This is a genomic window from Erwinia sp. Leaf53, assembly GCF_001422605.1.
Classification (GTDB): Bacteria; Pseudomonadota; Gammaproteobacteria; order Enterobacterales; family Enterobacteriaceae; genus Erwinia.
Window position 1 is genome coordinate 150,546 of record NZ_LMLK01000025.1, and the last position, 24,727, is coordinate 175,272.

The window sequence follows — 24,727 nt, forward strand, 5'->3', positions numbered from 1 at the left end:
AAAAGGAACTCACTATGGCTATTCCGGTATATCTTATCGATGAAATACAATGGATTGTCAGATGAAAAAAAATACCGCCATTCTGTTAACGCTACTTATCATTAATTTTCAGACAAAAGCCATCTCCCCCCCATCGGTATGGCTGAAAGGTATGAAAGAGAGGATGGAAGTAATGCTCAGGAGAACCTCAGTAACCACCGGTTAATACCGAGGATCCTTGTCGACGGTGAAGAGGTACAGTTTGAAAAAAACACATTATTACAGGTAAAAGCTAAGCTTGGCGGAGAGATAAAGGATAGCGGAACCACACAATGGTTATGCTATAAAAATCAAATAACAACCTTCTGGTTTATCTCCAACAATGAGATGCAACACGGCGACCTTTCAGGTGTTGCACTCTCCAGTGCTGATAAAAATGAGGATTGTAAAAAAACCCAAAAAACTATCGTAGTTAAAATCCACCATACGGAAATCGGTACGAGCTGGGATTATTTTTCATCGATCTGGAAAACAGAGACACTTCCCAAATCCGGTTCTGTCTGGCTGTACAGTGAATTACCCGCAGCTAAGAATTTCATTCAGCTAAATATGGCGAACTTTACATTCAGACAGGGAAAACTTGCCGATATGCTTTTCACTCAGGTCACCAGCAATTAGCCGATAACCCTTTTATCCAGGCCACCAGCGACCCGATACCGCAGGCGGGGAGATCCCCGCCGGTTAATTCTTTCAGTGCGCCACCCGCGGTGGCTCCAGCCGGACGGAGATTTTACTGCCGTCGGAGACCTCCATCTCCACCAGGTTACCGCGGCTGGAACGCATAATCAGGTAACTGAAGCGTATTATTACCGCCATTTTCTCTTCAAGACTTAGCGGACTGTCGTTGAGAACGTCCTCAATTTGCCGGTGAAGTTCCTCGAAAAGCGCCTGCCTTTGTTCACTGTACATTCGGTTATACTCCCTGCCAGAGTGAAATCCTGTAAAACACCCGCGGCTATTGTGCTGAGCGCTGCGGAGGTTTTCCGGTCATTTGCTGCTTTTGATGCCTGATGGTACAAAAAATTACCAGGTCCGTGAGCGCGATCATAAATTCAGCAGCCGCCGCTTTCCTTTGGAACCGGTCCCATTTAACGTTTTTACATCAAATCGGGCAAAAGAGGCCGGAAACATGAAAAGAGAAGTGTTTGTCGTCACTGCAGCCTATGGCTCGCAACAGATTGAGGAACTCGGCGGGCAGCAGGCGCTGCTGCCGGTGATTGCCGCCGCAGGAGCAGACGGCGTCGAGATCCGCCGCGAGTTGTTTAGCGAACAGCAGCTGCAGGAACTGCCCGCGCTGGCGGCGGCGATCGCGGCGGCGCGGCTGATCGCGGTCTATTCGGTGCCGGAAGCGCTGTTTATGGCCGACGGCGCGCTGAACCCGCGCCTCGACCAGCACTTTGCCGAAGCCGGGGTGCTGAACGCCCAGCTGATCAAATATTCGCTCGGCCACTATCGTCCGCAGCAGGATCGCCGCGCCCTGCGCGACTACCTTGCCCGGCAGCAGGTGCACCTGGTGGTCGAGAACGATCAGACCGACTGCGGCCGGCTGGCCGCGCTGGACGCCTTCTTCCACGGCTGCGGAGAGGAGCGCACCTGCAGCGGCATGACCTTCGACACCGGTAACTGGCTGTGGGCGGGAGATCCACCGCTGGAGGCCGCCCGCCGCCTGGCGCGCAACGTCAGCTATATCCACGTGAAGGCGGTGGCCGCCCAGGGCAGCGGCTGGCGGGCGGTACCGCCGGATGAGAACGACACACTGTGGCGTGAGACGCTGGCGCTGCTGCCCGCTGACGTTCCACGGGCGATCGAATTCCCGCTCGAAGGCCCTGACCTGGTGGCTGTCACCCGCCGCTACGTTAACCTGCTGCGGGAGGCGTAACCATGAACCTGAAAACTGATGCTACGCTGGACGTGGTGACCCTGGGTGAAGCGATGGCGATGTTTGTCGCCGGTGAGCGCGGCGACCTGGCCAGCGCCACGCGGTTCAGCAAACGCGCTGCCGGTGCCGAGCTGAACGTGGCCACCGGGCTGGCGCGCCTCGGCCTGCGGGTCGGCTGGGTCAGCCGCGTTGGCGATGACTCCTTTGGCCGCTTTATCTGCCAGCAGCTGGACCTGGAAGGGATCGATCGCCGTCAGGTGACTACTGACCGGCGTTACCCCACCGGTTTTCAGCTGAAATCATCGGTGGATGACGGCTCTGACCCGCAGGTAGAGTATTTTCGCAAAGGCTCTGCCGCCAGCCATCTCTCCACAGACGACTTTAACCCGGACTACTTCGGCGCGGCGCGCCACCTGCACCTCAGCGGCGTGGCTGCCGCCCTTTCCGACAGCTCGCTGGCGCTGGTTCACCACGCGGCGTCAGAGATGAAAGCGGCGGGCAGGAGCCTCTCGTTCGACCCCAACCTGCGTCCGTCACTGTGGTCCAGCGAAGGGGTAATGGTTGAGCGGCTGAACGCGCTGGCGCAGCACGCCGACTGGGTGCTGCCCGGCCTGGCCGAAGGCCAGATCCTGACCGGCTATCGCCAGCCGGAAGCCATCGCCGATTTCTACCTGGCGAAGGGAGTAAAAGCGGTCGTGATTAAGACCGGCAGCGACGGTGCCTGGTATAAAACCGCCGCCGGTGAACGGGGCCATGTCGCTGGCTTCCCGGTCAGCAAGGTGGTGGACACGGTCGGCGCGGGTGACGGCTTTGCCGTTGGCGTAATCAGCGCGCTGCTGGAAGGTAAAGCGTTACCGGCGGCCATTCGCCGCGGCAATAAGATCGGATCGCTGGCGATTCAGGCGATCGGTGACAGTGAAGGACTGCCGACCCGCGCCGCGCTGGGTGATTTTTAAGCCCCGCCAGCCTGCGGAAAAAGAACCCGCCACCCCACCGTTCCCGCCCGGAAACGCCGGTGGCTCCCCTCTACAGAGGAAACACCATGAACGCAGAAAAACCGCAGTCACTCGCCGTTAAACGCTGGTGGTACATCATGCCGATTGTGTTTATCACCTACAGTCTGGCATACCTCGATCGGGCCAACTTCAGCTTCGCCTCCGCCGCGGGGATTAATGAAGACCTGGGCATCACCAAAGGCGTCTCGTCGCTGATCGGTGCGCTGTTCTTCCTCGGCTACTTCTTCTTCCAGATCCCCGGTGCGATCTACGCTGAACGACGCAGCGTGAAAAAGCTGGTGTTCTGGTGCCTGATCCTGTGGGGGATGTGCGCCACCCTGACCGGCATGGTCAGCAACATTCCGATGCTGGCCGCCATCCGCTTTACGCTCGGGGTAGTGGAAGCGGCGGTGATGCCGGCGATGCTGATCTACATCAGCAACTGGTTTACCCAGTCGGAACGTTCCCGCGCCAACACCTTCCTGATCCTCGGCAACCCGGTGACGGTGCTGTGGATGTCGGTGGTCTCCGGCTACCTGATCGAGGCGTACGGCTGGCGTGAGATGTTTATCATCGAAGGCTTCCCGGCGGTGATCTGGGCCGTCGCCTGGTGGTTCCTGGTGCAGGATAAACCGGCGCAGGCTAAATGGCTGAGCGACGCGGAAAAAGCCGCGCTGCAGGCGCAGCTGCAGAAAGAGCAGGCCGGCCTGAAGGCGGTACGCAACTACCGCGAGGCGTTTAAGTCACGCAACGTGATCCTGCTCTGCGCCCAGTACTTCTGCTGGAGCATTGGCGTGTACGGCTTCGTGCTGTGGCTGCCCTCCATTCTGCGCAACGGCAGCCAGATGGGGATGGTGGAAGCCGGCTGGCTGTCGGCGGTGCCCTATCTTGCCGCCACGGTAGCGATGATCCTGGTCTCCTGGGCCTCGGATAAGTTACAGACTCGCAAATTGTTTGTCTGGCCGTTACTGTTGCTGGGCGCGCTGGCCTTTTTTGGCTCATATTGGGTGGGGGCAGGCAACTTCTGGCTCTCTTACGCGCTGCTGGTGATTGCCGGTGCCGCCATGTATGCCCCTTACGGACCGTTCTTTGCCATTATTCCGGAGATGCTGCCACGTAACGTCTCCGGGGGCGCGATGGCGCTGATCAACTCGATGGGCGCGCTGGGATCCTTCCTCGGTTCGTGGGTGGTCGGTTATCTGAACGGCGAAACCGGCAGCCCGGCAGCCTCCTATATCTTTATGGCCGGGGCGCTGCTGATGTCCGTGGTGCTGATGCTGGCGGTGCGGCCGGCCCGCAACCAGACGTCAGCGCTGCCTGAGTGCGCAAAACACGCTTAATCTCATACGGGCCGCCGCGGCCCGTCGCTATCAAACAGGGAGAACCGAATGAAACCTTCTGTGGTGCTGTATAAATCGTTACCTGCGGATTTACGCGCGAAGCTGGATGACCACTTTAGCGTGACCGAATTTAACGGCTTAACCCCGGAAAACATCGCGGCGCACGCCGAGGCGCTGAACAACGCCGAGGGCCTGCTGGGCGCGGGCGGTAAGGTCGACGCTGAATTCCTGCAGCACGCGCCGAAACTGCGCGTGGCCTCTACCGTCTCCGTCGGTTATGACAACTTCGACGTCAATGCGCTGAACGATCGTGGCGTGGTGCTGATGCACACCCCGACCGTGCTGACCGAAACCGTGGCGGATACGCTGATGGCACTGGTGCTGAGCAGCGCGCGCCGGGTGGTGGAAGTGGCGGAAAAGGTGAAGGCCGGCGAGTGGCAAAAGAGCATTGGCCCGGAGTGGTACGGCGTGGACGTCCACCACAAAAAGCTGGGTATTCTGGGGATGGGCCGCATCGGCATGGCGCTGGCGCAGCGCGCCCATTTCGGCTTCAGCATGCCGATCCTCTATAACGCCCGTAAACATCATCCGCAGGCCGAGGAACGTTTTAACGCGCAGTACTGCGACCTGGATACGCTGCTGGCCGAGTCGGATTTCGTGTGCATTATCCTGCCGCTGACCGATGAAACCCATCACCTGATCGGCCGCGACCAATTGGCAAAAATGAAATCCAGCGCGATCCTGATCAACGCCGGGCGCGGGCCGGTGGTCGACGAGCAGGCGCTGGTCGCCGCGCTGAAGGACGGCACGATCCACGCCGCCGGGTTGGACGTGTTTGAGCAGGAACCGCTGCCGCTGAGCTCTGAGCTGCTGAAGCTGAACAACGTGGTGGCGCTGCCGCACATCGGCTCTGCCACCCATGAAACCCGCTACGGCATGGCGCGCGACGCGGTGGATAACCTGATCGCTGCGCTGGCAGGTCAGGTAGAGAAGAACTGCGTTAATCCGCAGGCCCTGAAGTAAAGCGCTAAGGCCGAAAGGGGAGATCCTGACCCCGAACACTATGCCGCCGGAACGGCTGACAGAGGGCTGCATAGTACACTGCAGGTAAGAGGCGGATACATACGGTTTTACGCCGCCTCTTACCGATTCCTGTAGGATGTTCAGCATAAAATGCCAGCACCTGTGCTTTAAGCGGTGCGATGATTGCATCCCTCCTGCCCCGGCGTTAAGGTTGTCACCCTCAGCGAACAACAAGTGATTAACAGGGTATGAGCTTCTCGGCATTTGGCGATAAATTTACGCAACATTCAGGCATTACGCGGTTGATGGAAGATATGGGCGAGGGCTTACGCCAGCCCGGCGCGGTGATGCTCGGCGGCGGCAATCCGGCGCAGATCCCCGCGATGAATGACTACTTCCAGCAGCTGTTGCAGCAGATGCACGACGAAGGCAAGCTGGCGGACGCGCTGTGTAACTATGACGGCCCGCGCGGCAAAAGCACCCTGCTGGATTCGCTGGCAACGCTGCTGCGTGAACAGTTTGGCTGGGAGATCTCGGCGGAGAATATTGCGCTGACCAACGGCAGCCAGAGCGCCTTCTTCTACCTGTTTAACCTCTACGCCGGCCGCCGCGCCGACGGCAGCAAAAAGCGCGTGCTGTTCCCGCTGGCGCCGGAGTACCTCGGCTACGCCGACGCCGGGCTGGATGAAGATCTGTTCGTCTCCACGCGGCCAAACATCGAAATGCTGCCGGAAGGCCAGTTTAAGTACCACGTTGACTTTGAAAACCTGCATATCGGCGACGATACCGGGCTGATCTGCGTCTCGCGCCCGACCAACCCGACCGGCAACGTGGTCACCGATGAAGAGCTGCTGAAGCTGGACGCGCTGGCGCAGCAGCATCAGGTGCCGCTGCTGATCGATAACGCCTACGGCGTACCGTTCCCGGGAATTATCTTCAGCGAGGCGCGCCCGCTGTGGAACCCGAACATTATCCTGTGCATGAGCCTGTCGAAGCTTGGCCTGCCCGGATCGCGCTGCGGCATTATTATTGCCGACCAGAAAGTGATTACCGCGATCGGCAATATGAACGGCATTATCAGCCTCGCCCCCGGCGGCATCGGCCCGGCGATCGCCCATGAGATGATCCAGCGTGGCGACCTGCTGCGGCTGTCGGAAGAGGTGATTAAGCCCTTCTACCAGCAGCGGGTGAAGGAGACAGTGGCGGTGATCCGCCGCTATCTTTCAGCGGAGCGCTGCCTGATCCACAAGCCGGAAGGGGCGATTTTCCTCTGGCTGTGGTTTAAAGATCTGCCGGTCACCACCGAGGTGCTGTACCAGCGCCTGAAGCAGCGCGGCGTGCTGATGGTGCCCGGCCATCTGTTTTTCCCGGGTCTTGAGCATGAGTGGCCGCACACCCATCAGTGTATGCGCATGAACTACGTGCCGGAGAGCGAGAAGATTGAGCAGGGGATAAAAATTCTGGCGGAAGAGCTGGAGCGGGCGCACCGCGAGGGGTAACGCAGCGGGCCGCCGTGGGCGGCCCGTTAACGCGCTTATTTGAGGATTTCGATGCGGCGCGGTTTATTGGCTTCCGGCACCACGCGCTCCAGGTCAACGTACAGCAGGCCGTTGACCAGCCGTGCGTCACGCACGTGGACGTGCTCGGCCAGCTGGAACTTGCGCTCAAAGTTGCGCTCGGCAATGCCCTGATAGAGGTAGGTGCGCTCTTCCTGTTCTTCAGGATGGGCACCGCGCACGGTCAGCAGGTTGTCGTGGGAGGTAATCTCCAGCTCGCTCTCGGCGAAACCGGCCACGGCAAGGGTAATCCGGTAGTGGTTTTCTGCCACCAGCTCCACGTTGTAGGGAGGGTAGCCGCCATTGTTGCCCTGCGCCTGGCTGGATTCCAGCAGGTTGATCAGACGGTCAAAGCCAATAGATGAACGGTACAGTGGGGCAAGGTCAAAATTACGCATAGCTTAAGCTCCTGAATATCAGCGAGATTGCAGTACCGGCTCTCCACAATGGACGAGCCGCAGGCCCGGTAAACGCTGCCCTGTCGGCACAGGTTTCGTCGGGCGTAACAAATAAATGGAGATGCAGAAAAAGCTTTCAAGGGTAAAGTGCGATTTTTTTCAGCGGATCGCACTGAATGTCATACACTCAGGGATGAGCTCATCGGATCACTGTGCCAGCCGCCAGAGAGTGGCCGGGCGTGACGCCCCCGCACACCGGTGACCCGTCTCAGGTAAGGGCTTGCCATGACTGAAGGGATAATGATGATAACTGTACTGAAGAAGTACCGGATTGCCGGAATGATCGCCGTGTCGCTGGCCGGTACCAGCGGCTGTTCCAGCGTAATGACCCACACCGGCTCCAGCCAGGGCTACTACCCCGGCACCCGCGCCAGCGCCGAGGTACTGACCGACAAGGAGAGCAGCTGGGCAATGAAACCGCTGGCCGCTATCGATCTGCCCTTTTCAGCGGTAATGGATACCTTACTGCTGCCGTGGGACTATTACCGCGCCGGCGACACCAACTCCACCCGCGAGCGCATCCGCCGCAGCGAAGAGCAGAACCAGACCCGTGAAGGCCTGGCGCAGTCTGCTCCGCTGGTTACGCCTGCTCCGCGGGTAATGGTGGCACCGCAGCAATAAATATCTGCCGCCACTCGCCGCATTCACGCAGGAAGGCCACCCGTTTTCCGTCAGGCGAAAATACCACCGCGTCGCCGACCGGGGCCGGTTCACTGCGCGCGGTGATCGGCCGCAGCGCGCCGCTGGCCAGATCGCAGACCACCACCTGATTATCGCAGACAAACGCCAGCCGCTGGCCATCAGGGTGCCAGCTGAACGCCGACTGAATATCGCTGGCAGCGTGCGTGACCTGCCGCGGTTCGCCGCCCAGCGGCGATACCGTCCACAGCTGCACGACCCCCGCGTCATCGCGCATCAGAAAAGCGATAGCGCTGCCGTCCGGCGAGCTGCGCAGCCAGTGGCGCGGCACGCTGACCAGCCCCGGCCAGCGGCGCGCGTCGGTGAAGGTCAGACGCTTCTGCTGCACGCCGCGCGGCGGGGCCGGCATCTGGCTAAGGGTGCCCTGCAGCGGCCGGTCGCCGGTGACGGCAAAATCGGTATTCTTCTCCGGCAGATCGACCAGAAACACCTCCGGCACCTTTTCGCCGCCGGCGCTCAGGGTGTCGCCGATAAACGCCAGCGCCCAGCGCTGGCGGCTGCCATCGGCCCGCAGATAGCCCTGCTGCCCGACCCAGCCCTCTTCATAGGCGCGGTTGATCTCGTCGCTGCCCGGCCGCGGCGCGGAGCAGGTACGGCTGACCAGCACGCAGTAGTGGCTGCCGTCGTATTCGCGCGGATGCTGTTTCGGCGGGCAGACCGCGTGCAGCGGCACCGCCACGCCGACGTTGCGCAGATCTTCCGCCACGTCCCGCTGGCGCATCACCTGATCGTTATAGGTGAAACTGAGGCGGCTACCGTCCGGGCTGAACACGTGCACGTGGGAACCGCCGCGCAGCGCACCGGCGGTAAACGGCGGCGTGATATCACAGGCGTCGAGATTCTCCGCCCGGCCGTGTTGCACGATCACCCCGCGCCGGTGGTGAAAATCGTATTTCCCCTGAATTTCCGGGTGCTCCGGTCCGTGAATAAAGACGTAACGCGGCGGCAGATCCGGGCTGACGGTGACCACGCCGACGTGCGCGCCGTGCTGCGCCTGATAAAGCACCTCCACCGCACCGCTGACGACGTTAACCCGTTCGATAGTCAGCCCGGTAAACGAGGCCCCGGACGGGCGCACGTCATAGGCCAGCCACTGACTGTCGGCGGTCCAGACGTTGATATTGGTGAGCTGATGGTGGCGTGGAGCGAAGGTGAGCTGTTGTTCTTTCATCGACATTACCCTTAACGGTTTCGTTAAGGGTAATGTATTTGCGGCGGCAAGGGTATGCCCGGCCCGCAGAGGTCGGGCGTTTACAGCACGAACTTCTCGACGGCGTGCGCTACACCGTCTTCGCTGTTGGATTTGGTAATAAACTGCGCGATGGCTTTCACCGCGTCGATGCCGTTTTCCATTGCCACGCCGGTGCCGGCGTACTCGATCATCGCCAGGTCATTTTCCTGATCGCCGATGGTCATCACCTCGTCAGGCTGCAGGCCGAGCAGCTCCGCCAGCGCCTTCACCCCGGCCCCTTTGTTCACCTGCTTGTTGAGAATTTCGAGGAAGAACGGCGAGCTTTTCAGAATGGTGTTGCGCGCGTGTGCCTCAGCCGGAATACGCGCGATGGCGGCGTCCAGCAGCTCAGGTTCATCGATCATCATAATTTTCGGGAAGGTCAGCGAGCGGTCCATCTCCTCTACCGCGCGGTAGCGCAGCGCGATACCGGTCATGCTGGCTTCATGCACGCTGTAGCGGCTGATATCTTTGTTGGCGGTATACAGGTGGGTCTGGGTCAGCGCCTGAAAATGCACCCCCAGTTCTCGCGCCAGCTGCTCGTAGTAGAGATAGTCGTCAAAGCTGACCGGCACTTCCGCCACGCACTCGCCGCTCTCCGCGCGCTGCACCAGCGCACCGTTGTTAGTGATGCAGTACTGTCCCGGCTGCTGCAGATCCAACTCTTGCAGGTAGCGCTGCACGCCGATAAACGGCCGCCCGGTCGCCAGCACTACCGCTACGCCTTTATCGCGCGCCGCCTGCAGGGCCTGCTTCACGCGGGGAGTGATCTCATGCTGCGGGTTGAGCAGCGTGCCATCCATATCAATCGCAATCAGTTTAATCGCCATACCGTCCTCGTTAGCTTAGGGTTTGCCCCATGCTAACGCGATTCAGCCCACTCTGACCAGCGCGTGGAGGGCGTCGGGGGGCGAAACGCCTGCTTCGTGACGCAACGCGCTTTTCACGCTCCGGGCACCGCCGGTCGCCGCAACGTTATCATTTTTGGCTAAATAATTTACATCCATACAATTTTTTACAATACACCATTAACAAATCAGGGTTATCCCAGTAATATTTGTGACCTCCATCTCAATCCCGCTGTACGTTTTTAAAATCAGGAATATCCATGCGATCGTCATCATCACCCCCGGAGGTTATCCTATCCAAAAATGGAACCGGTTCCACTCGACGGGAATTTCTTCGTAACACGCTCGGTATATTGGCTATCGGGGCGCTGACCCCGCTGCCGTTTAAAGCGGTCGCTGCCGGCGTCGCCAGCGGCGCTGACCCGCTCAACGGCTTTATTGCGCTGTCACAGGCGATCACCGAACACCGGCAGATCGACAGCCGGCTGGCGGCACGTTTTTATGCGGCGTTCAGCCAGTGTGACGCACAGTTCGTGCCGCGGGTTAACCGGCTGGTTCAGCTGCTGCAGCCCGGCGACAGCGCACAGCAGCTGCTGGATAAGGCCAGCCAGGCCGGGCTGAAAGACTTTCTCTATCAGATCGTTACCGCCTGGTACACCGGCACCGTTGGCGATGACCATCACGGCACGCTGGTGGCCTATCAGCAGGCGCTGATGTACCGGCCGGTCAGCGATGGCCTGGTGGTGCCCACCTACTGCGGCAATGGCCCGATCTGGTGGACCCAGCCGCTGCCCGATGAACACAGCAACCTGATTGCCAGCCTGTAATTCAACAACATAAAAAATAAGACCAAGATGAAGAAACCCATTTTTAGTGAGCAGGGAGATGCCAGCGCAGACGTTGTCATCGTCGGATCCGGCATCGTCGGCGGCATGATGGCCAACGCACTGGTCAGCCAGGGCTACTCGGTGCTGGTGCTGGAAGCCGGGCTGCGCATCGAGCGCGCCCAGGCGGTAGAAAACTGGCGCAATATGCCGTTCGCCAACCGCGCCGGTTCGGATTTTCAGGGGCTGTATCCGCAGTCGCCGCTGGCACCGGCACCGCTGTACTTCCCGCCGAACAACTACGTTAACGTCACCGGCCCCAATGCCAGCAGCTTCCAGCAGGGCTACCTGCGTACCGTGGGCGGCACCACCTGGCACTGGGCGGCATCCTGCTGGCGGCACGATCCCAGCGACTTTGTGATGCAGTCAAAATACGGCGTCGGTCGCGACTGGCCGATCGCCTACGACGAGCTGGAGCCCTGGTACTGCCAGGCTGAAAATGAGATCGGCGTGGCCGGTCCAAACGATCCCGCTAAGCAGTCACCGGCGCAGCGCAGCCAGCCCTATCCGATGGATATGGTGCCGTTTGCCCACGGCGATAACTACTTTGCCAGCGTAGTGAACCCGCACGGATACAACCTGGTGCCGATCCCGCAGGGGCGCAGCACGCGGCCGTGGGAAGGGCGGCCGACCTGCTGCGGCAACAACAACTGCCAGCCGATCTGCCCGATCGGTGCGATGTATAACGGCATCCACCACGTGGAGCGCGCCGAGCGCGGTGGCGCGGTGGTGCTGGCTGAAGCGGTGGTACACAAAATCGATACCGACGGCAATAACCGGGTCACCGCCGTGCACTGGCTGGACAGCTCCGGCGCGTCGCACAAGGCGACGGCGAAAGCCTTCGCCCTGGCCTGTAACGGTATTGAAACCCCGCGCCTGCTGCTGCTGGCCGCCAACGGCGGCAACCCGAACGGCATCGCCAACGGCTCGGATATGGTCGGCCGCAATATGATGGACCACTCCGGCTTCCACTGCTCGTTCCTGACCAAAGAGCCGGTATGGCTGGGGCGCGGCCCGGCGCAGAGCAGCTGCATGGTCGGCTTCCGCGACGGTGAATTCCGCCGCGACTACTCGGCCAACAAGGTGATCCTCAACAACATCTCCCGCGTGGTCGCCGCCACTAAGCAGGCGCTGGCGCAGGGGCTGGTCGGAAAAGCGCTGGATGAAGAGATCCGCTATCGCGCTGTGCACAGCGTCGATCTGTCGATCAGCCTTGAGCCGCTGCCGGACCCGGAAAACCGCCTGACGCTAAGCAAAACCCGCAAAGATCCGCACGGCCTGGCCTGCCCGGATATTTACTACGACGTCGGCGACTACGTGCGCAAAGGGGCCGAGGCCTCCCACGCGCAGCTGGAGCATATCGGCCAGCTGTTTAACGCCCGCGAGTTCACCATCAGCAAAGGGCTGAACGCCAACAACCACATTATGGGCGGCACCATTATGGGCAGCAGCGGCAAAGACGCGGTGGTCGACGGCAACTGCCGCACCTTCGATCACGAAAACCTGTGGCTGCCGGGCGGCGGGGCGATCCCGTCCGCCAGCGTGGTCAACAGCACGCTGACCATGGCCGCGCTGGGTCTGAAGGCCGCGGAAGATATCGCCCGCCGCCTGCGGGGGAACGTATGAAGCTGATGCGTAGCACCCAACCGCAACGCGATGCCGCCGGGCGCGGTGGCCGACCGGACGTTAATGCCCCGTGCAGCGCACCCATCGCCCGCGACGCAGCGACCTTTCCGGTTCGAAAGGCAGGCAAAATGCGGCTGACGATGGCGCTGCTGCTGGCGGCCTTCGCGCTGCCGGCGGCCGGCCTGCAGGCCGCCGATGTTGATCTGAAGCTGCTGCATCAGGGCGAACAGGTGGCAATCGCCTCTGACTGCCAGGCCTGCCATACCGCGCCGGGCAGTAAAACGCCCTATTCCGGCGGCTACGCTATCGCCTCGCCGATCGGGGTGATTTATGCCACTAACATTACCCCGGCGCAGGGCGGGATTGGCGGTTACAGCGAGGCGCAGTTCTCGGCGGCGGTGCGTGACGGCGTGCGTGCCGACGGCGCTCAGCTCTACCCGGCAATGCCTTACACCTCCTACGGCAAAATGACCGATGAGGATCTGCACGCGCTTTACTACTACTTCACCCACGGCGTGCAGCCGGTGGAGCAGGCAAACCCGCAGACCCGCCTGCCGTTCCCGTTCAGCCTGCGCTTCAGCATGAAGTTCTGGAACCTGCTGTTTGCCGACGGCGCGCGCTACCAGTACGACAACCGGCAGAGCGCCGAGTGGAACCGCGGCAACTACCTGGTCAACGGCCTGGCGCACTGTAATACCTGCCATACGCCGCGCGGCGTGCTGATGCAGGAGAAAAGCGCGCTACCGCTGGCCGGTGGTCCGCTGGGCAGCTGGTACGCGCCGAATATCACCTCGGACCCGATCAGCGGTATCGGCGGCTGGCGCGACGATGAGCTGGTGCAGTACCTGAAAACCGGCCGTGCCGCCGGGAAAAATCAGGCGGCGGGCGGCATGGCGGAAGCGGTGGAAAACAGTCTGCAGTATCTGCCGGACGACGATCTGCAGGCGATCGCCACCTATCTGAAGAGCACGGCTCCGCTGCGCGACGAGGGCGACACACGCCCGGCTCACGCCTGGGGTCAGGCGGATAACGTGGAGAACAGCGTGCGCGGGCGTAACCCGGCGACCGCCAGTAACAGCCTGACTAACGGCGCGGCGCTGTTCAGCGGCAACTGCGCCAGCTGCCACCAGCCGGACGGTGCCGGCAGCCAGAACCAGGCGTATCCGTCGCTGTTCCACAACACCGCCACCGGTCTGCAGAGCCCGAACAACCTGATTGCCGCCATTCTTTTTGGCGTGCAGCGGAAAACGGCCGACGGCGAGGTACTGATGCCCGGCTTCAGCTCGCCCTCTTACGTCGACAAGCTGAGCGATCAGCAGGTGGCGGACATCAGCAACTATGTTCGCCAGCATTACGGCAATCCTGCCGGTGAAGTGACGGCGGGTGACGTGGCCTGGGTGCGCAAAGGCGGCCATCCGCCGTTGCTGGCGCAGCTGCAGCCGTGGATCCTGCCGGGCGGCGCGGTAGTGGTGGTGCTGATCCTGCTGCTGGTGCTGTACCGCGCCAGACGGCGCTAAGTGATACCAGGGGGGAAGCGTTCGGCTTCCCCTTTGCCGTTCAGGGACGCACGTGGCTCCGCTGATGAACCGCAGGAGGACAACATGAAATTACCGCGTATCACCTTAGATGACATCGCATCGCTGGCCGATGTGACCAAAATGACCGTCAGCCGCTATCTGCGTACGCCGCACAAGGTGGGCAAAGAGACGGCCGCACGCATTGCCGCCGTGATGGTGGAGATTGGCTATCAGCGCGATGCCGACAATCCGCAGGTGATAAGCCAGGTTCAGCCGCGCATTGGGGTGATCATCCCCTCATTTCATAATCAGATTTTTGCCGACCTGCTGGCGGGCATTGAGTCCGTTACCGCCGCCGAAGGCTGGCAGACGCTGGTGATGAACTACGAATACGATCTGCAGCGCGAAGAGGAGCAGATCGCCACGGTGCTGGCCTGCAACGTCGCCGCCATCCTGCTGACCGAAACGGTGCATACGCTGCGGGCTGAGAAGTACCTCAGCGGCGCACGCGTGCCGGTAGCGGAGGTGATGGGGCTGGCAACCACCGCCGGGCGGATTAACGTCGGCTTCGATAACCGTCAGGCCGCTTACGAGATGACGCAGCGGCTGATTGCCGGCGGCCGCAAGCCGGTGTGGTTTGGCTCAATGGCCGATCTGCGTGACGAACAACGCTATGCAGGTTACCGCGACGCCATGACAGCGGCGGGCCTCTCCGCCGGGCGAATCACTCCGCATAAAATCTCGTCGGTCTCCGCAGGCCATGACATGATGGCGCTGGCACGCCAGCGTTATCCGGCTATGGACGCCATTTTCTGTACCAATGACGACCTCGCCGTTGGCGTGCTGCAGGCGTGCAGGCAGCAGGGGATCGCCGTGCCGCAGCAGATGGCGATTGTCGGCTTTCACGGCCTTGAGATCGGCCAGCTGACCCGGCCAAAGCTGGCCAGCGTTATCACTCCGCGCTTTGAGATGGGAAAAGTGGCGACTGAGATTTTGATCAGCAGGGTCAATAACCTGCCGACAGAAGAGTCGGTCACTCTGCCCTATCGCCTGTTCGCCGGCGACACGCTCTGACGGCGGGGAGACGCGCCTCTCCCCGTACCAGCATCAGCATCCATATCAGCACCCGCACCAGCAATTGCATCTGCATCTGCATCTGCATCTGCATCTGCATCCGCACCCGCACCCGCACCCGCACCCGCACCCGCACCCGCACCCGCACCCGCCGATTATCCCTCCGCGATCACGCCGTTGGTAACACAGTTTTCTAACACGATTCAGCGTGAGCCTGGTCACGATTTAATCTTGCAATTCCTCTTTAATAAGCCCCTGTAGCAGCTGAATTTCCGTCGCGCAGGGAGGTCACGGCCAGGGGAGATCCCCTGCCGCTGACGCAGGCGCGGTTTATCTCAACCCGAAGTGAGGGGCCGACATGCATAATAAGATACCCGCAACGCGCTGGTGGCGCGTGATTGTGCCGATTTTGATTACCTGCATCGTGTCGTTTATGGATCGCGTGAACATCAGCTTTGCTCTGCCCGGCGGCATGGAGCAGGATCTGGCGATCACCAGCCAGATGGCCGGCATCGCCAGCGGCATCTTCTTTATCGGCTACCTGTTTCTGCAGGTGCCGGGGGGCCGCACGGCGGTGAACGGCAGCGGCAAACGCTTTATCGCCTGGTCGCTGACGGCGTGGATGGTGGTGTCCATTGCCACCGGTTTCGTCACTAATCACTGGCAGCTGCTGGCGCTGCGCTTTATTCTCGGCGTTTCCGAAGGCGGCATGCTGCCGGTGGTGCTGACGATGATCGGCAACTGGTTCCCGGAGCGTGAGCTGGGCCGCGCCAACGCCTGCGTGATGATGTTTGCGCCGCTGGGCGGCATGGTCACCGCCCCGCTCTCCGGGCTGCTGATCAACACGTTCGACTGGCGCTGGCTGTTTATTATTGAAGGCGTGCTCTCCGGGGCTGTGCTGCTGATGTGGTGGCTGATGGTGGCCGACCGGCCGCAGCAGGCGCGCTGGCTGCCCGATAGCGAGCGCGACTATCTGGTCACCACCCTGGCACAGGAACGGGCAGCCCGGCAGAAAAAATCGCCCCCCGGCAAAGCGCGCATTATCGACGTATTCCGCAACCCGGGCCTGCGTAAGCTGGTGCTGCTGAACTTCTTCTACCAGACCGGCGATTACGGTTACACCCTGTGGCTGCCGACCATCCTGCGCAACCTGACCGGGGCAAATATGACCGGCGTTGGCCTGCTGGCGGTGCTGCCGTTTGTCGCCACCATCGCCGGGATTTATACCATTTCGCTGTTCAGCGACCGCAGCGGCAAGCGCCGCCAGTGGGTAATGATCTCACTGTTCTGCTTCGCCGCCGCGCTGCTGGCCTCGGTGGTGCTGCACCAGCATGTGGTTGCCGCCTATATTGCGCTGATCGTCTGCGGCTTCTTCCTGAAAGCGGCCACCAGCCCGTTCTGGTCAATGCCCGGTCGGCTGGCCTCGCCGGAGCTGGCGGGCAGCGCACGCGGGGTGATTAACGGACTCGGCAACCTCGGCGGCTTTGTCGGCCCGTGGCTGGTGGGAATGGTGATCTATTTGTACGGCCAGAGCACCGCCATCTGCGTGCTGGCCGGGTCGCTAACTATTGCCGGGCTGATTGCCGCCACGCTGCCGCGCAGCTGCGATCTGCATGACGCCGCGGCAGAAGACGCACCTGAGCCGGGCGGGCTGAGAAAGGTGTAAGCATGGCTACTCATGCTGGTAACGCGTGAAATGATTGCTCTCCTGGGTCATCAGCGTTACCAGCTTAGGGTGAACAAACAGCTTCTCTTTTCCAGACCTTAATTCCGTCAGTACCCCGATATCGCAAAGCTGCTTCAGATACACGGAAGCCGTTTGCCTGCTGACGATTTCCTTGTCGGTCAGATTGCTGATGCGGCAGTAAGGCTGCTCAAAAATCACCTGAACCAGCTCGTGACTGTAGATTTTTGGCAGCTGCTGGCGAATATACCCGGTGGTATGCTCGATCAGCTCCCTCGCGGCAGCAATTTTGCGGGTGGTCCACTGTGAGGTGTGCTCTACGGCGCTCAGCATATATAAAATCCACGGCTGCCAGTCCTGGTCGCGGGTTACACCGATGAGAAAGCGGTAATAGTCCTGCTTGTTACGCACGATATAGTGGCTTAAATAGAGGATTGGCAGGCTAAGCAGCCCCTGCTCAATAAGATACAGAATATTGAGAATACGCCCGGTACGACCGTTGCCATCGCCAAACGGGTGGATAGCCTCAAACTGATAATGGGCCGCCGCCATCTTCACTAACGGATCGATATCATCTTCCTGATGAAGAAAGGCTTCCCAGTTAGCCAGCAGGTCGCGAATGACCCCTTCGCCTTCTGGCGGGGTATAGATCACTGCCCCCGTCACCGAGTTGCGCAATGCCGTTCCCGGCACCCGACGAATGTCCATATCTGTCGATTTCAGGATGCTGCATACCTGAATCATGGTGGTGACACACAGCGGACGTCGCTCAATTTCCAGGAATCCCTGGTACAGCGCCGTACGATAGCGTAGTGCTTCTTTGGTGGCGGCATCAGCCAGCGTGTCTTCGGCGGCATATTTAAACAGTTTGTCCGAGGTCGTCACGATATTCTCGATCTCGGAGCTGTCTTTCGCTTCCAGCAGCGGCAGGAGATTGATCAACAGCCCCTGGTTAGGCAGAAGTTCACCCGCCTGTTTCAGCTCTGCCAGCGCGGCACGCGCCCGGATGCAGGCCTTGAGCGTAACGATATTCTCCAGCACGTCACCCTGTTGGGGTAACGGTGGAAGCCGGTTGTAAGGGTGTTCTGCGTGCCAGCTCATAGGGTTTTCCGATTATTGCGCTCCTGTCATCATAGGAGGTAATGCCGGGCATGAAAACGACGTGTCGAAATTTTCGCATTTTTTCGACACGTTATGCGGATATGTTGATGCACTTAACATGAAGGAAGAACGTGTCGAAATTTTCGCATTTTTTCGACACGTTATCTGAATATGTCGATGCGCTTAACATGAAGGAAAAGCGAGACGAAAAAAAAGCAGATCCGAAGATCTGCTTTTTTATTATCAACAACAGCGGGTTAGCGCTTAGATATCGATATTGGCCGCGCGCAGCGCATTCTCTTCGATAAAGGCGCGGCGCGGTTCTACCGCATCACCCATCAGGGTGGTGAACAGCTGGTCAGCGGCAATCGCATCCTTCACGGTCACGCGCAGCATGCGGCGGCTGTCCGGATCCATGGTGGTTTCCCACAGCTGGTCCGGGTTCATCTCACCCAGCCCTTTATAGCGCTGAATGGTCAGGCCACGGCGTGACTCTTTGCTCAGCCAGTCGATCGCCTGCTCGAAGCTGGCAATCGGCTGACGGCGCTCGCCGCGCTCAATAAAGGCGTCTTCCTCGATCAGGCCACGCAGCTTCTCGCCCAGCGCGCAGATCTTACGGTATTCGCCGCCCAGCACGAACTCGTTGTCCAGCGGGTAGTCGGTGTCGACGCCGTGGGTACGCACGCGCAGCACCGGTTCAAAAATATGCAGTTCGCGGTTCTCGCGCACCACGCCGGCATAGCTGCTGCCGTGCTGATCGTTGTCGTTCAGGTAAGCGACCAGGCCGTCTAACCAGCTCTGCACCGGGGCCTGTGCCGCCAGATCGCCGAGGGTCGGATTGTAGATCAGCGCGTTCAGCAGCGCAGACGGATAACGACGCTCCATACGCTTAATCATCTTACGCGTGCTGTTGAACTCGGCCACCAGGCTCTCCAGCGGCGCGCCGCCCAGCGCCGGGGCGCTGGCGTTAGCGTGCAGGGAGGCACCGTCGAGGGCGATGGCGATCTGATACTCGTCCATCGCGTCCATATCCTTGATGTACTGCTCCTGTTTGCCCTTCTTCACCTTAAACAGCGGCGGCTGCGCGATGTAGACGTGGCCACGCTCGATGATTTCCGGCATCTGGCGGTAGAAGAAGGTCAGCAGCAGGGTACGGATGTGCGAGCCGTCGACGTCCGCATCGGTCATGATGATGATGCTGTGGTAGCGCAGCTTGTCCGGGTTGTACTCGTCACGACCGATGCCGCAGCCCAGCGCGGTGATCAGCGTGGCCACTTCCTGCGAGGCGAGCATCTTATCGAAGCGCGCCTTCTCAACGTTAAGGATCTTACCCTTCAGCGGCAGAATCGCCTGGTTTTTACGGTTACGTCCCTGCTTGGCAGAACCGCCCGCAGAGTCACCCTCCACCAGGTAGATTTCAGACAGCGCCGGATCGCGCTCCTGGCAGTCCGCCAGCTTGCCCGGCAGGCCGGCGAGATCCAGCGCGCCTTTACGGCGGGTCATTTCGCGGGCGCGGCGCGCGGCTTCACGGGCGCGGGCCGCATCAATGATTTTGCCGACCACGATTTTAGCATCGCCCGGATTTTCCAGCAGGTATTCAGCCAGCAGTTCGTTCATCTGCTGCTCAACCGCCGATTTCACCTCAGAGGAGACCAGCTTGTCTTTGGTCTGTGAGGAGAACTTCGGATCCGGTACCTTCACCGACACCACGGCAATCAGGCCTTCACGCGCATCGTCACCGGTGGCGCTAACCTTGGCCTTCTTGCTGTAACCCTCTTTATCCATATAGGCGTTCAGGGTACGGGTCATCGCGGTGCGGAAACCGACCAGGTGGGTACCGCCGTCGCGCTGCGGGATGTTGTTGGTAAAGCAGTAGATGTTTTCCTGGAAGCCGTCGTTCCACTGCAGCGCCACTTCCACACCAATGCCGTCTTTCTCTGTAGAGAAATAGAACACATTCGGGTGGATCGGGGTTTTGTTTTTGTTCAGATACTCAACAAACGCCTTGATACCACCTTCATAGTGGTAGTGGTCGGTTTTACCATCGCGCTTATCTTCCAGCTTGATCGACACGCCGGAGTTCAGGAACGACAGCTCACGCAGACGCTTAGCCAGGATCTCATATTCGAAATCGGTGACGTTGGTAAAGGTCTGATGGCTTGGCCAGAAGCGCACGCGGGTACCGGTCAGGTCGGTTTCACCGGTCACGCTCAGCGGGGCCTGCGGCACACCGTGAACGTAGACCTGCTGGTGCACTTTGCCTTCACGACGGATGGTCAGCTCCAGCTTTTCAGACAGGGCATTCACCACCGAGACGCCCACGCCGTGCAGGCCGCCGGACACTTTATACGAGTTGTCGTCGAACTTACCGCCGGCGTGCAGCACGGTCATGATCACTTCAGCGGCAGAGATACCCTCTTCCGGGTGAATACCGGTTGGAATACCACGGCCGTCATCGATGACGGAGACAGAGTTATCCGCATGAATGGTAACAAGAATATCAGAGCAGTGACCGGCGAGTGCTTCGTCAATGGCGTTATCCACGACCTCGAATACCATGTGATGCAGACCGGTGCCGTCATCCGTATCGCCGATATACATACCCGGGCGCTTGCGTACCGCATCCAGCCCCTTGAGAACTTTGATACTGGAGGAGTCATAAGAATTCGACATCAACTTTTCTCGCTCGTTTAATCTTCAGGTTGAACCGCTATTTTACCCTGTTCCACGTGGAACATCTTGCCCTTTTCGTCAGTCATATCGAACACCTGTTCAGGCGCGATAGCGCTGACGAAAACCTGGGCCCGAGTGGCCTTCAGCCGCGACGCCAGCAGGTGGCGACGGGTTTCATCCAGCTCAGAGGCAAAATCATCTATCAGATACAGGCAACGTTGCCCGTTCTGTCGGGTGAGAAACTCACCCTGTGCCAGCCGCAGTGCGCACATCAGCAGCTTAAGCTGGCCGCGCGACAGCAGATCTTCCACCGGCATGCCCTCGGCGCGGATGCGGAAGTCGGCCTTGTGCGGGCCGCTGGCGGTGTAGGTCAGCGCCCGATCGCGCTCAAAGCTGCGTTCCAGCAGGTCGGCGTAACCGGTCTCTTTGTCCCAGCCGCGCTGAAAGGAGAAGCTCAGCTGAAACTCGGGCAGAAACTGCGCGCAGGTGGCGTTAATATCCGCGGCGATCGCTTCGCCGTAGGCCGCACGCCAGGCGCTTATCTGCTCCGCCAGCGGGGCCAGCTCGCGATCCCAGGCCTGGATCTGCTGATAGCGTGACACCTGGCGCAGCGCGGCGTTGCGCTGCTTCAGCAGGCGCTTCAGGTTGCTCCAGGCGGTGAAAAAGCCCGGTTCGTTGTGAAAACAGCCCCAGTCGATATAGGCACGCCGGTATTTTGGCCCGCCGTTGAGCAGGGTGAAACCTTCCGGCGTGATCAGCTGCATCGGCAGCATCTGCGCCAGCTCCGCCACCTTGTGGCCGTCGCTGCCATCAATGCGCACCTTGCTGTCACCGTTACGATTTTTGGTCAGCCCGACCGATACCTCACGCTCCGCGCCGGCAATGCGCCCGTGCAGCACAAAGGCTTCCTGCTCGTGGCGGATCACCCGCCCGGCCTGCAGGCTGCGAAACGCCCGGCCGTGCCCGAGGGTGTAGACAGCTTCCAGCACGCTGGTTTTGCCGCTGCCGTTGGGGCCGACCAGAAAATTAAATCCCGGTGCCAGTGCCAGGTCCGCATGTTCGATATTACGGAAGTCTTTGATCAGAAGGCGGGTTAAAGCCATAAATGCAGTGATTCCGCAGAGAGTAAAGGTGTTGACCGGCCGGCGTTAATGCGTAGGAAAATCAAAGCTACAGCAAATCAATGTCGTGTATTTTAAACGCACTGGCCGTTTATTTCTCTATCACACCGAACCCGGCCATCGCTATCGCAGCCTGTTTGCGTAGGGCCAGCGCGCAAAACCCATAGCGTACCCAGCTACGTAAGGTGTTTGAGCGCTGCCCGGACGAAAATGGCAGGCCAGGCCGCTTATAAGCGCATCGGCATGACAACATAGGCCGCCGACTGGCTGGCTGCATCCTCAATCTGCACGCTGGAGACCGAATCGGTCAGCAGCAGGCGCACGTTTTCGCACTTCAGCGCGTTGAGCACGTCCAGCACGTAGCTGACGTTAAAGCCGATTTCCAGATCGGTGCCGCCGTAGGTGACGTCCAGCATCTCTTCCGCTTCTTCCTGCTCCGGGTTGTTGGCGGTAATTTTCAGCTGATTTTCGCTGATATAGAGGCGTACGCCGCGGAACTTCTCGTTAGAGAGGATTGCGGCACGCGAGAAGGCCTGCTTAAGCAGGTCGCAGCTGGCATCGAGGGTTTTATCCGGATTTTTCGGCAATACGCGGCGATAATCCGGGAAACGGCCGTCAACCAGCTTCGAGGTAAAGATAAAGTCACCGACGTGGGCGCGGATATTGTTGCTGCCGATCTGCACCTGCAGCGGCGTGTCGCCGCCGTCCAGCAGGCGCACCAGCTCAATCACCCCTTTACGCGGCACGATCACCGAATGGTTCGGCAGCGGCTGCCCCACCGGCATTGAGCACACCGCCAGACGGTGGCCGTCGGTGGCTACGGTACGCAGCTCTTCCCCTTCGGTTTCGAACAGCATGCCGTTCAGGTAGTAGCGCACGTCCTGATGGGCCATTGAGAACTGCGTCGCTTCGATCAGCCGCTTAAGGGTCGCCTGCGGCAGGGTGAATTCGACCTCACTCTGCCAGTCATCCAGGTTCGGGAAGTCGCTGGCGGGCAGGGTGGAGAGCGAGAAGCGGCTGCGGCCGGAGCGCACCAGCATTCTTTCGCCATCCAGCATCACCGTGATCTCGGCGCCTTCCGGCAGGCCGCGACAAATATCAAAGAACTTACGCGCCGGCACCGTGGTGGCACCTGGCTGGTGATCCTGGGTCAGTGCCACGCGGGCGACCATTTCCATTTCCAGGTCGGTCCCGGTTAACAGCAGCGTGCCGTCATTCACCTGCAGCAGCAGGTTACCGAGGATCGGCAGAGTCGGGCGTCCGCCCAGCGGGCTGCTGACCTGTTGTAAGGGTTTGAGTAACTGCTCACGTTCTACAATAAATTTCATAGTCAGGAAGATAATGTTCTGATTAGATTTGAGAAATCTTCTTTAATGTCATGACTCTCTTCGCGCAGCTGCTCAATTTTACGGCAGGCATGCAGCACGGTGGTATGGTCACGACCCCCGAAAGCATCACCGATTTCCGGCAGGCTGTGGTTCGTCAGCTCTTTCGCCATCGCCATCGCCATCTGACGCGGGCGGGCCACGGAACGCGAGCGGCGTTTGGAGAGCAGGTCAGCCACCTTAATTTTATAATATTCAGCCACGGTCTTCTGAATATTGTCGATGGTCACCAGTTTCTCCTGCAGCGCCAGCAGATCGCGCAGCGCCTCGCGCACGAAATCGATGGTGATCGCACGGCCGGTAAAGTTGGCGTTGGCAATCACCCGGTTCAGTGCCCCTTCCAGCTCACGCACGTTGGATCGCAGGCGTTTAGCAATAAAGAAGGCCACTTCGCCCGGCAGACGAATGTCGTTCTCATCGGCCTTTTTCATCAGGATCGCCACGCGGGTTTCCAGCTCCGGCGGTTCGATCGCTACGGTCAGCCCCCAGCCAAAGCGCGACTTCAGACGATCTTCCACCCCGTTGATCTCTTTCGGATAGCGATCGGAGGTCAGAATGATCTGCTGATTGCCCTCTAACAGCGCGTTGAAGGTGTGGAAAAACTCCTCCTGCGAGCGCTCTTTATTGGCAAAGAACTGAATGTCATCGATCAGCAATGCATCCACCGAACGGTAGTAGCGTTTGAACTCTTCAATCGCGTTGTTCTGCAGCGCCTTCACCATATCCTGCACAAAACGCTCGGAGTGCATATAGACCACTTTGGCATTCGGCTTACGCGCCATAATGCCGTTGCCCACCGCATGCAGCAGGTGGGTTTTACCAAGGCCGGTGCCGCCGTAAAGGAACAGTGGGTTATACGCGCCGCCCGGGTTATCCGCCACCTGACGCGCCGCCGCGCGCGCCAGCTGGTTCGATTTACCCTCAACGAAGTTGTCGAAGTTATGTTTGGTGTTAACGTTCGAGCGGTACGACAGCTCGGCCGGGGCAGGCATGCTGTCCCAGCTTGGGCGTGCCGGCGCCGGGCGGTGCCCCTGCTGCGGTGCGCTGCTCTGCGCACTGGCCAGCACCCGCTGCGCCGCGGGCTGGACGACCGGCTTACTGCCGACTTCAAAACGCAGCAATGGCACGTTAGCACCACAAAACTCGTTAAGCAGGCCGTTGATGTTGTTCAGGTATTTATCCCGAACCCAGTCGAGCACAAAACGGTTTGGGGCATATAAGGCCAGCGTGTTGTCGTTCAGTTCGGCCTGCAGTGGGCGTATCCACATGCTGAATTCTGTGGCAGGGAGCTCATCCTGCAAGCGGGCAAGGCACTGTTGCCAGAGCGTTAGTGACACGGCGGACTCCACTCGAAAAAATTCGATAAGAAAAAACACTGAAGCGATAATTTCATCATTGTTGACGCATGCTGATGAGTCGCATGCGAACCGCTATATGCGGTTACTCCGCTACACCCTTCAAGGCTGAAGCTGCTGTTCCAGTGAAAGGGGCCTGCACCCACCCCTGTACATGGGGATCGCGGGGTGACGTCCTGGAGGATCGTTAGCGGAAGGGCGGATCATAGCGCAAAGCGCCGCAGAGATCTTCACTTTCT

21 protein-coding genes are annotated in these 24,727 nt (G+C 60.0%); 12 read left to right on the top strand and 9 right to left on the bottom strand.

What is annotated here, in order from left to right:
- The first annotated feature begins 138 nt into the window (after window positions 1-138).
- Window positions 139-657, top strand: a complete 519-nt coding sequence (locus tag ASF13_RS20460; protein WP_056240966.1) for a hypothetical protein — start codon at window positions 139-141, stop codon at window positions 655-657.
- Between the two features lie 72 nt (window positions 658-729).
- Here ASF13_RS20460 and ASF13_RS20465 read toward each other — a convergent pair whose 3' ends face one another.
- The gene (locus ASF13_RS20465) at window positions 730-948 is read right to left on the bottom strand and encodes a hypothetical protein (protein ID WP_056240969.1); all 219 of its coding nucleotides are present in this window, start codon (window positions 946-948) and stop codon (window positions 730-732) included.
- Window positions 949-1,168: 220 nt separating this feature from the next.
- On the opposite strand from ASF13_RS20465, the gene ASF13_RS20470 reads away from it, so the two are divergent.
- From ASF13_RS20470 to ASF13_RS20490, 5 genes are all read left to right on the top strand, one after another.
- Complete coding sequence (locus tag ASF13_RS20470) at window positions 1,169-1,918, top strand: sugar phosphate isomerase/epimerase (protein ID WP_056241205.1); 750 nt, start codon at window positions 1,169-1,171, stop codon at window positions 1,916-1,918.
- A gap of 2 nt (window positions 1,919-1,920) precedes the next feature.
- On the top strand, window positions 1,921-2,874 hold the full coding sequence (locus ASF13_RS20475) for a sugar kinase (RefSeq protein ID WP_056240972.1): 954 nt from the start codon (window positions 1,921-1,923) through the stop codon (window positions 2,872-2,874).
- 86 nt (window positions 2,875-2,960) lie between these two features.
- Window positions 2,961-4,253, top strand: a complete 1,293-nt coding sequence (locus tag ASF13_RS20480) for an MFS transporter (protein WP_056240975.1) — start codon at window positions 2,961-2,963, stop codon at window positions 4,251-4,253.
- Between the two features lie 48 nt (window positions 4,254-4,301).
- Window positions 4,302-5,276: a glyoxylate/hydroxypyruvate reductase GhrB gene (ghrB, locus tag ASF13_RS20485; protein WP_056240976.1), complete on the top strand. Its 975-nt coding sequence runs from the start codon at window positions 4,302-4,304 to the stop codon at window positions 5,274-5,276.
- Window positions 5,277-5,524: 248 nt separating this feature from the next.
- The gene (locus ASF13_RS20490; protein ID WP_056240979.1) at window positions 5,525-6,775 is read left to right on the top strand and encodes a valine--pyruvate transaminase; all 1,251 of its coding nucleotides are present in this window, start codon (window positions 5,525-5,527) and stop codon (window positions 6,773-6,775) included.
- Window positions 6,776-6,810: 35 nt separating this feature from the next.
- Here ASF13_RS20490 and ibpA read toward each other — a convergent pair whose 3' ends face one another.
- Window positions 6,811-7,230 (bottom strand): small heat shock chaperone IbpA, encoded by a 420-nt coding sequence (ibpA, locus tag ASF13_RS20495; protein ID WP_056240982.1) that lies wholly within the window; start codon window positions 7,228-7,230, stop codon window positions 6,811-6,813.
- A gap of 306 nt (window positions 7,231-7,536) precedes the next feature.
- On the opposite strand from ibpA, the gene ASF13_RS20500 reads away from it, so the two are divergent.
- Window positions 7,537-7,911: a YceK/YidQ family lipoprotein gene (locus tag ASF13_RS20500; RefSeq protein ID WP_056241208.1), complete on the top strand. Its 375-nt coding sequence runs from the start codon at window positions 7,537-7,539 to the stop codon at window positions 7,909-7,911.
- Here ASF13_RS20500 and ASF13_RS20505 read toward each other — a convergent pair.
- Both ASF13_RS20505 and yidA read right to left on the bottom strand, forming a co-directional pair.
- Window positions 7,871-9,160: a DUF3748 domain-containing protein gene (locus ASF13_RS20505; RefSeq protein ID WP_056240986.1), complete on the bottom strand. Its 1,290-nt coding sequence runs from the start codon at window positions 9,158-9,160 to the stop codon at window positions 7,871-7,873. The genes ASF13_RS20500 and ASF13_RS20505 overlap by 41 nt on opposite strands.
- Before the next feature lie 80 nt (window positions 9,161-9,240).
- Window positions 9,241-10,050, bottom strand: a complete 810-nt coding sequence (gene yidA / locus ASF13_RS20510; protein WP_056240989.1) for a sugar-phosphatase — start codon at window positions 10,048-10,050, stop codon at window positions 9,241-9,243.
- Window positions 10,051-10,328: 278 nt separating this feature from the next.
- Between yidA and ASF13_RS20515 the strand changes: the two genes are divergently transcribed.
- The 5 genes from ASF13_RS20515 (at window position 10,329) to ASF13_RS20535 (ending at window position 16,835) form a co-directional block, all read left to right on the top strand.
- On the top strand, window positions 10,329-10,895 hold the full coding sequence (locus ASF13_RS20515) for a sugar dehydrogenase complex small subunit (protein ID WP_056240992.1): 567 nt from the start codon (window positions 10,329-10,331) through the stop codon (window positions 10,893-10,895).
- A 27-nt stretch (window positions 10,896-10,922) separates the two neighbouring features.
- Complete coding sequence (locus ASF13_RS20520) at window positions 10,923-12,578, top strand: GMC family oxidoreductase (RefSeq protein WP_056240994.1); 1,656 nt, start codon at window positions 10,923-10,925, stop codon at window positions 12,576-12,578.
- Between the two features lie 140 nt (window positions 12,579-12,718).
- Complete coding sequence (locus ASF13_RS20525) at window positions 12,719-14,095, top strand: cytochrome c (protein ID WP_056241210.1); 1,377 nt, start codon at window positions 12,719-12,721, stop codon at window positions 14,093-14,095.
- Between the two features lie 84 nt (window positions 14,096-14,179).
- The gene (locus ASF13_RS20530; RefSeq protein ID WP_056240997.1) at window positions 14,180-15,169 is read left to right on the top strand and encodes a LacI family DNA-binding transcriptional regulator; all 990 of its coding nucleotides are present in this window, start codon (window positions 14,180-14,182) and stop codon (window positions 15,167-15,169) included.
- A 358-nt stretch (window positions 15,170-15,527) separates the two neighbouring features.
- The gene (locus ASF13_RS20535) at window positions 15,528-16,835 is read left to right on the top strand and encodes an MFS transporter (RefSeq protein WP_056241000.1); all 1,308 of its coding nucleotides are present in this window, start codon (window positions 15,528-15,530) and stop codon (window positions 16,833-16,835) included.
- A 6-nt stretch (window positions 16,836-16,841) separates the two neighbouring features.
- On the opposite strand, the gene fic is transcribed toward ASF13_RS20535, so the two are convergent.
- The 5 genes from fic to dnaA all read right to left on the bottom strand — a co-directional run bounded on the left by fic (window position 16,842) and on the right by dnaA (window position 24,470).
- Window positions 16,842-17,954 carry a protein adenylyltransferase Fic gene (fic, locus tag ASF13_RS20540; protein WP_056241003.1) on the bottom strand — a complete coding sequence of 371 codons (1,113 nt, stop codon included), beginning with the start codon at window positions 17,952-17,954 and terminating at the stop codon, window positions 16,842-16,844.
- 264 nt (window positions 17,955-18,218) lie between these two features.
- Window positions 18,219-20,627 (bottom strand): DNA topoisomerase (ATP-hydrolyzing) subunit B, encoded by a 2,409-nt coding sequence (gene gyrB / locus ASF13_RS20545; RefSeq protein WP_056241005.1) that lies wholly within the window; start codon window positions 20,625-20,627, stop codon window positions 18,219-18,221.
- 17 nt (window positions 20,628-20,644) lie between these two features.
- Window positions 20,645-21,730 carry a DNA replication/repair protein RecF gene (gene recF, locus ASF13_RS20550; protein ID WP_056241008.1) on the bottom strand — a complete coding sequence of 362 codons (1,086 nt, stop codon included), beginning with the start codon at window positions 21,728-21,730 and terminating at the stop codon, window positions 20,645-20,647.
- A gap of 245 nt (window positions 21,731-21,975) precedes the next feature.
- Window positions 21,976-23,076, bottom strand: coding sequence for a DNA polymerase III subunit beta (dnaN, locus tag ASF13_RS20555; RefSeq protein WP_056241011.1), 1,101 nt, complete (start codon window positions 23,074-23,076; stop codon window positions 21,976-21,978).
- Window positions 23,077-23,078: 2 nt separating this feature from the next.
- Complete coding sequence (dnaA, locus tag ASF13_RS20560) at window positions 23,079-24,470, bottom strand: chromosomal replication initiator protein DnaA (RefSeq protein WP_056241014.1); 1,392 nt, start codon at window positions 24,468-24,470, stop codon at window positions 23,079-23,081.
- Between the last annotated feature and the right edge of the window lie 257 nt (window positions 24,471-24,727).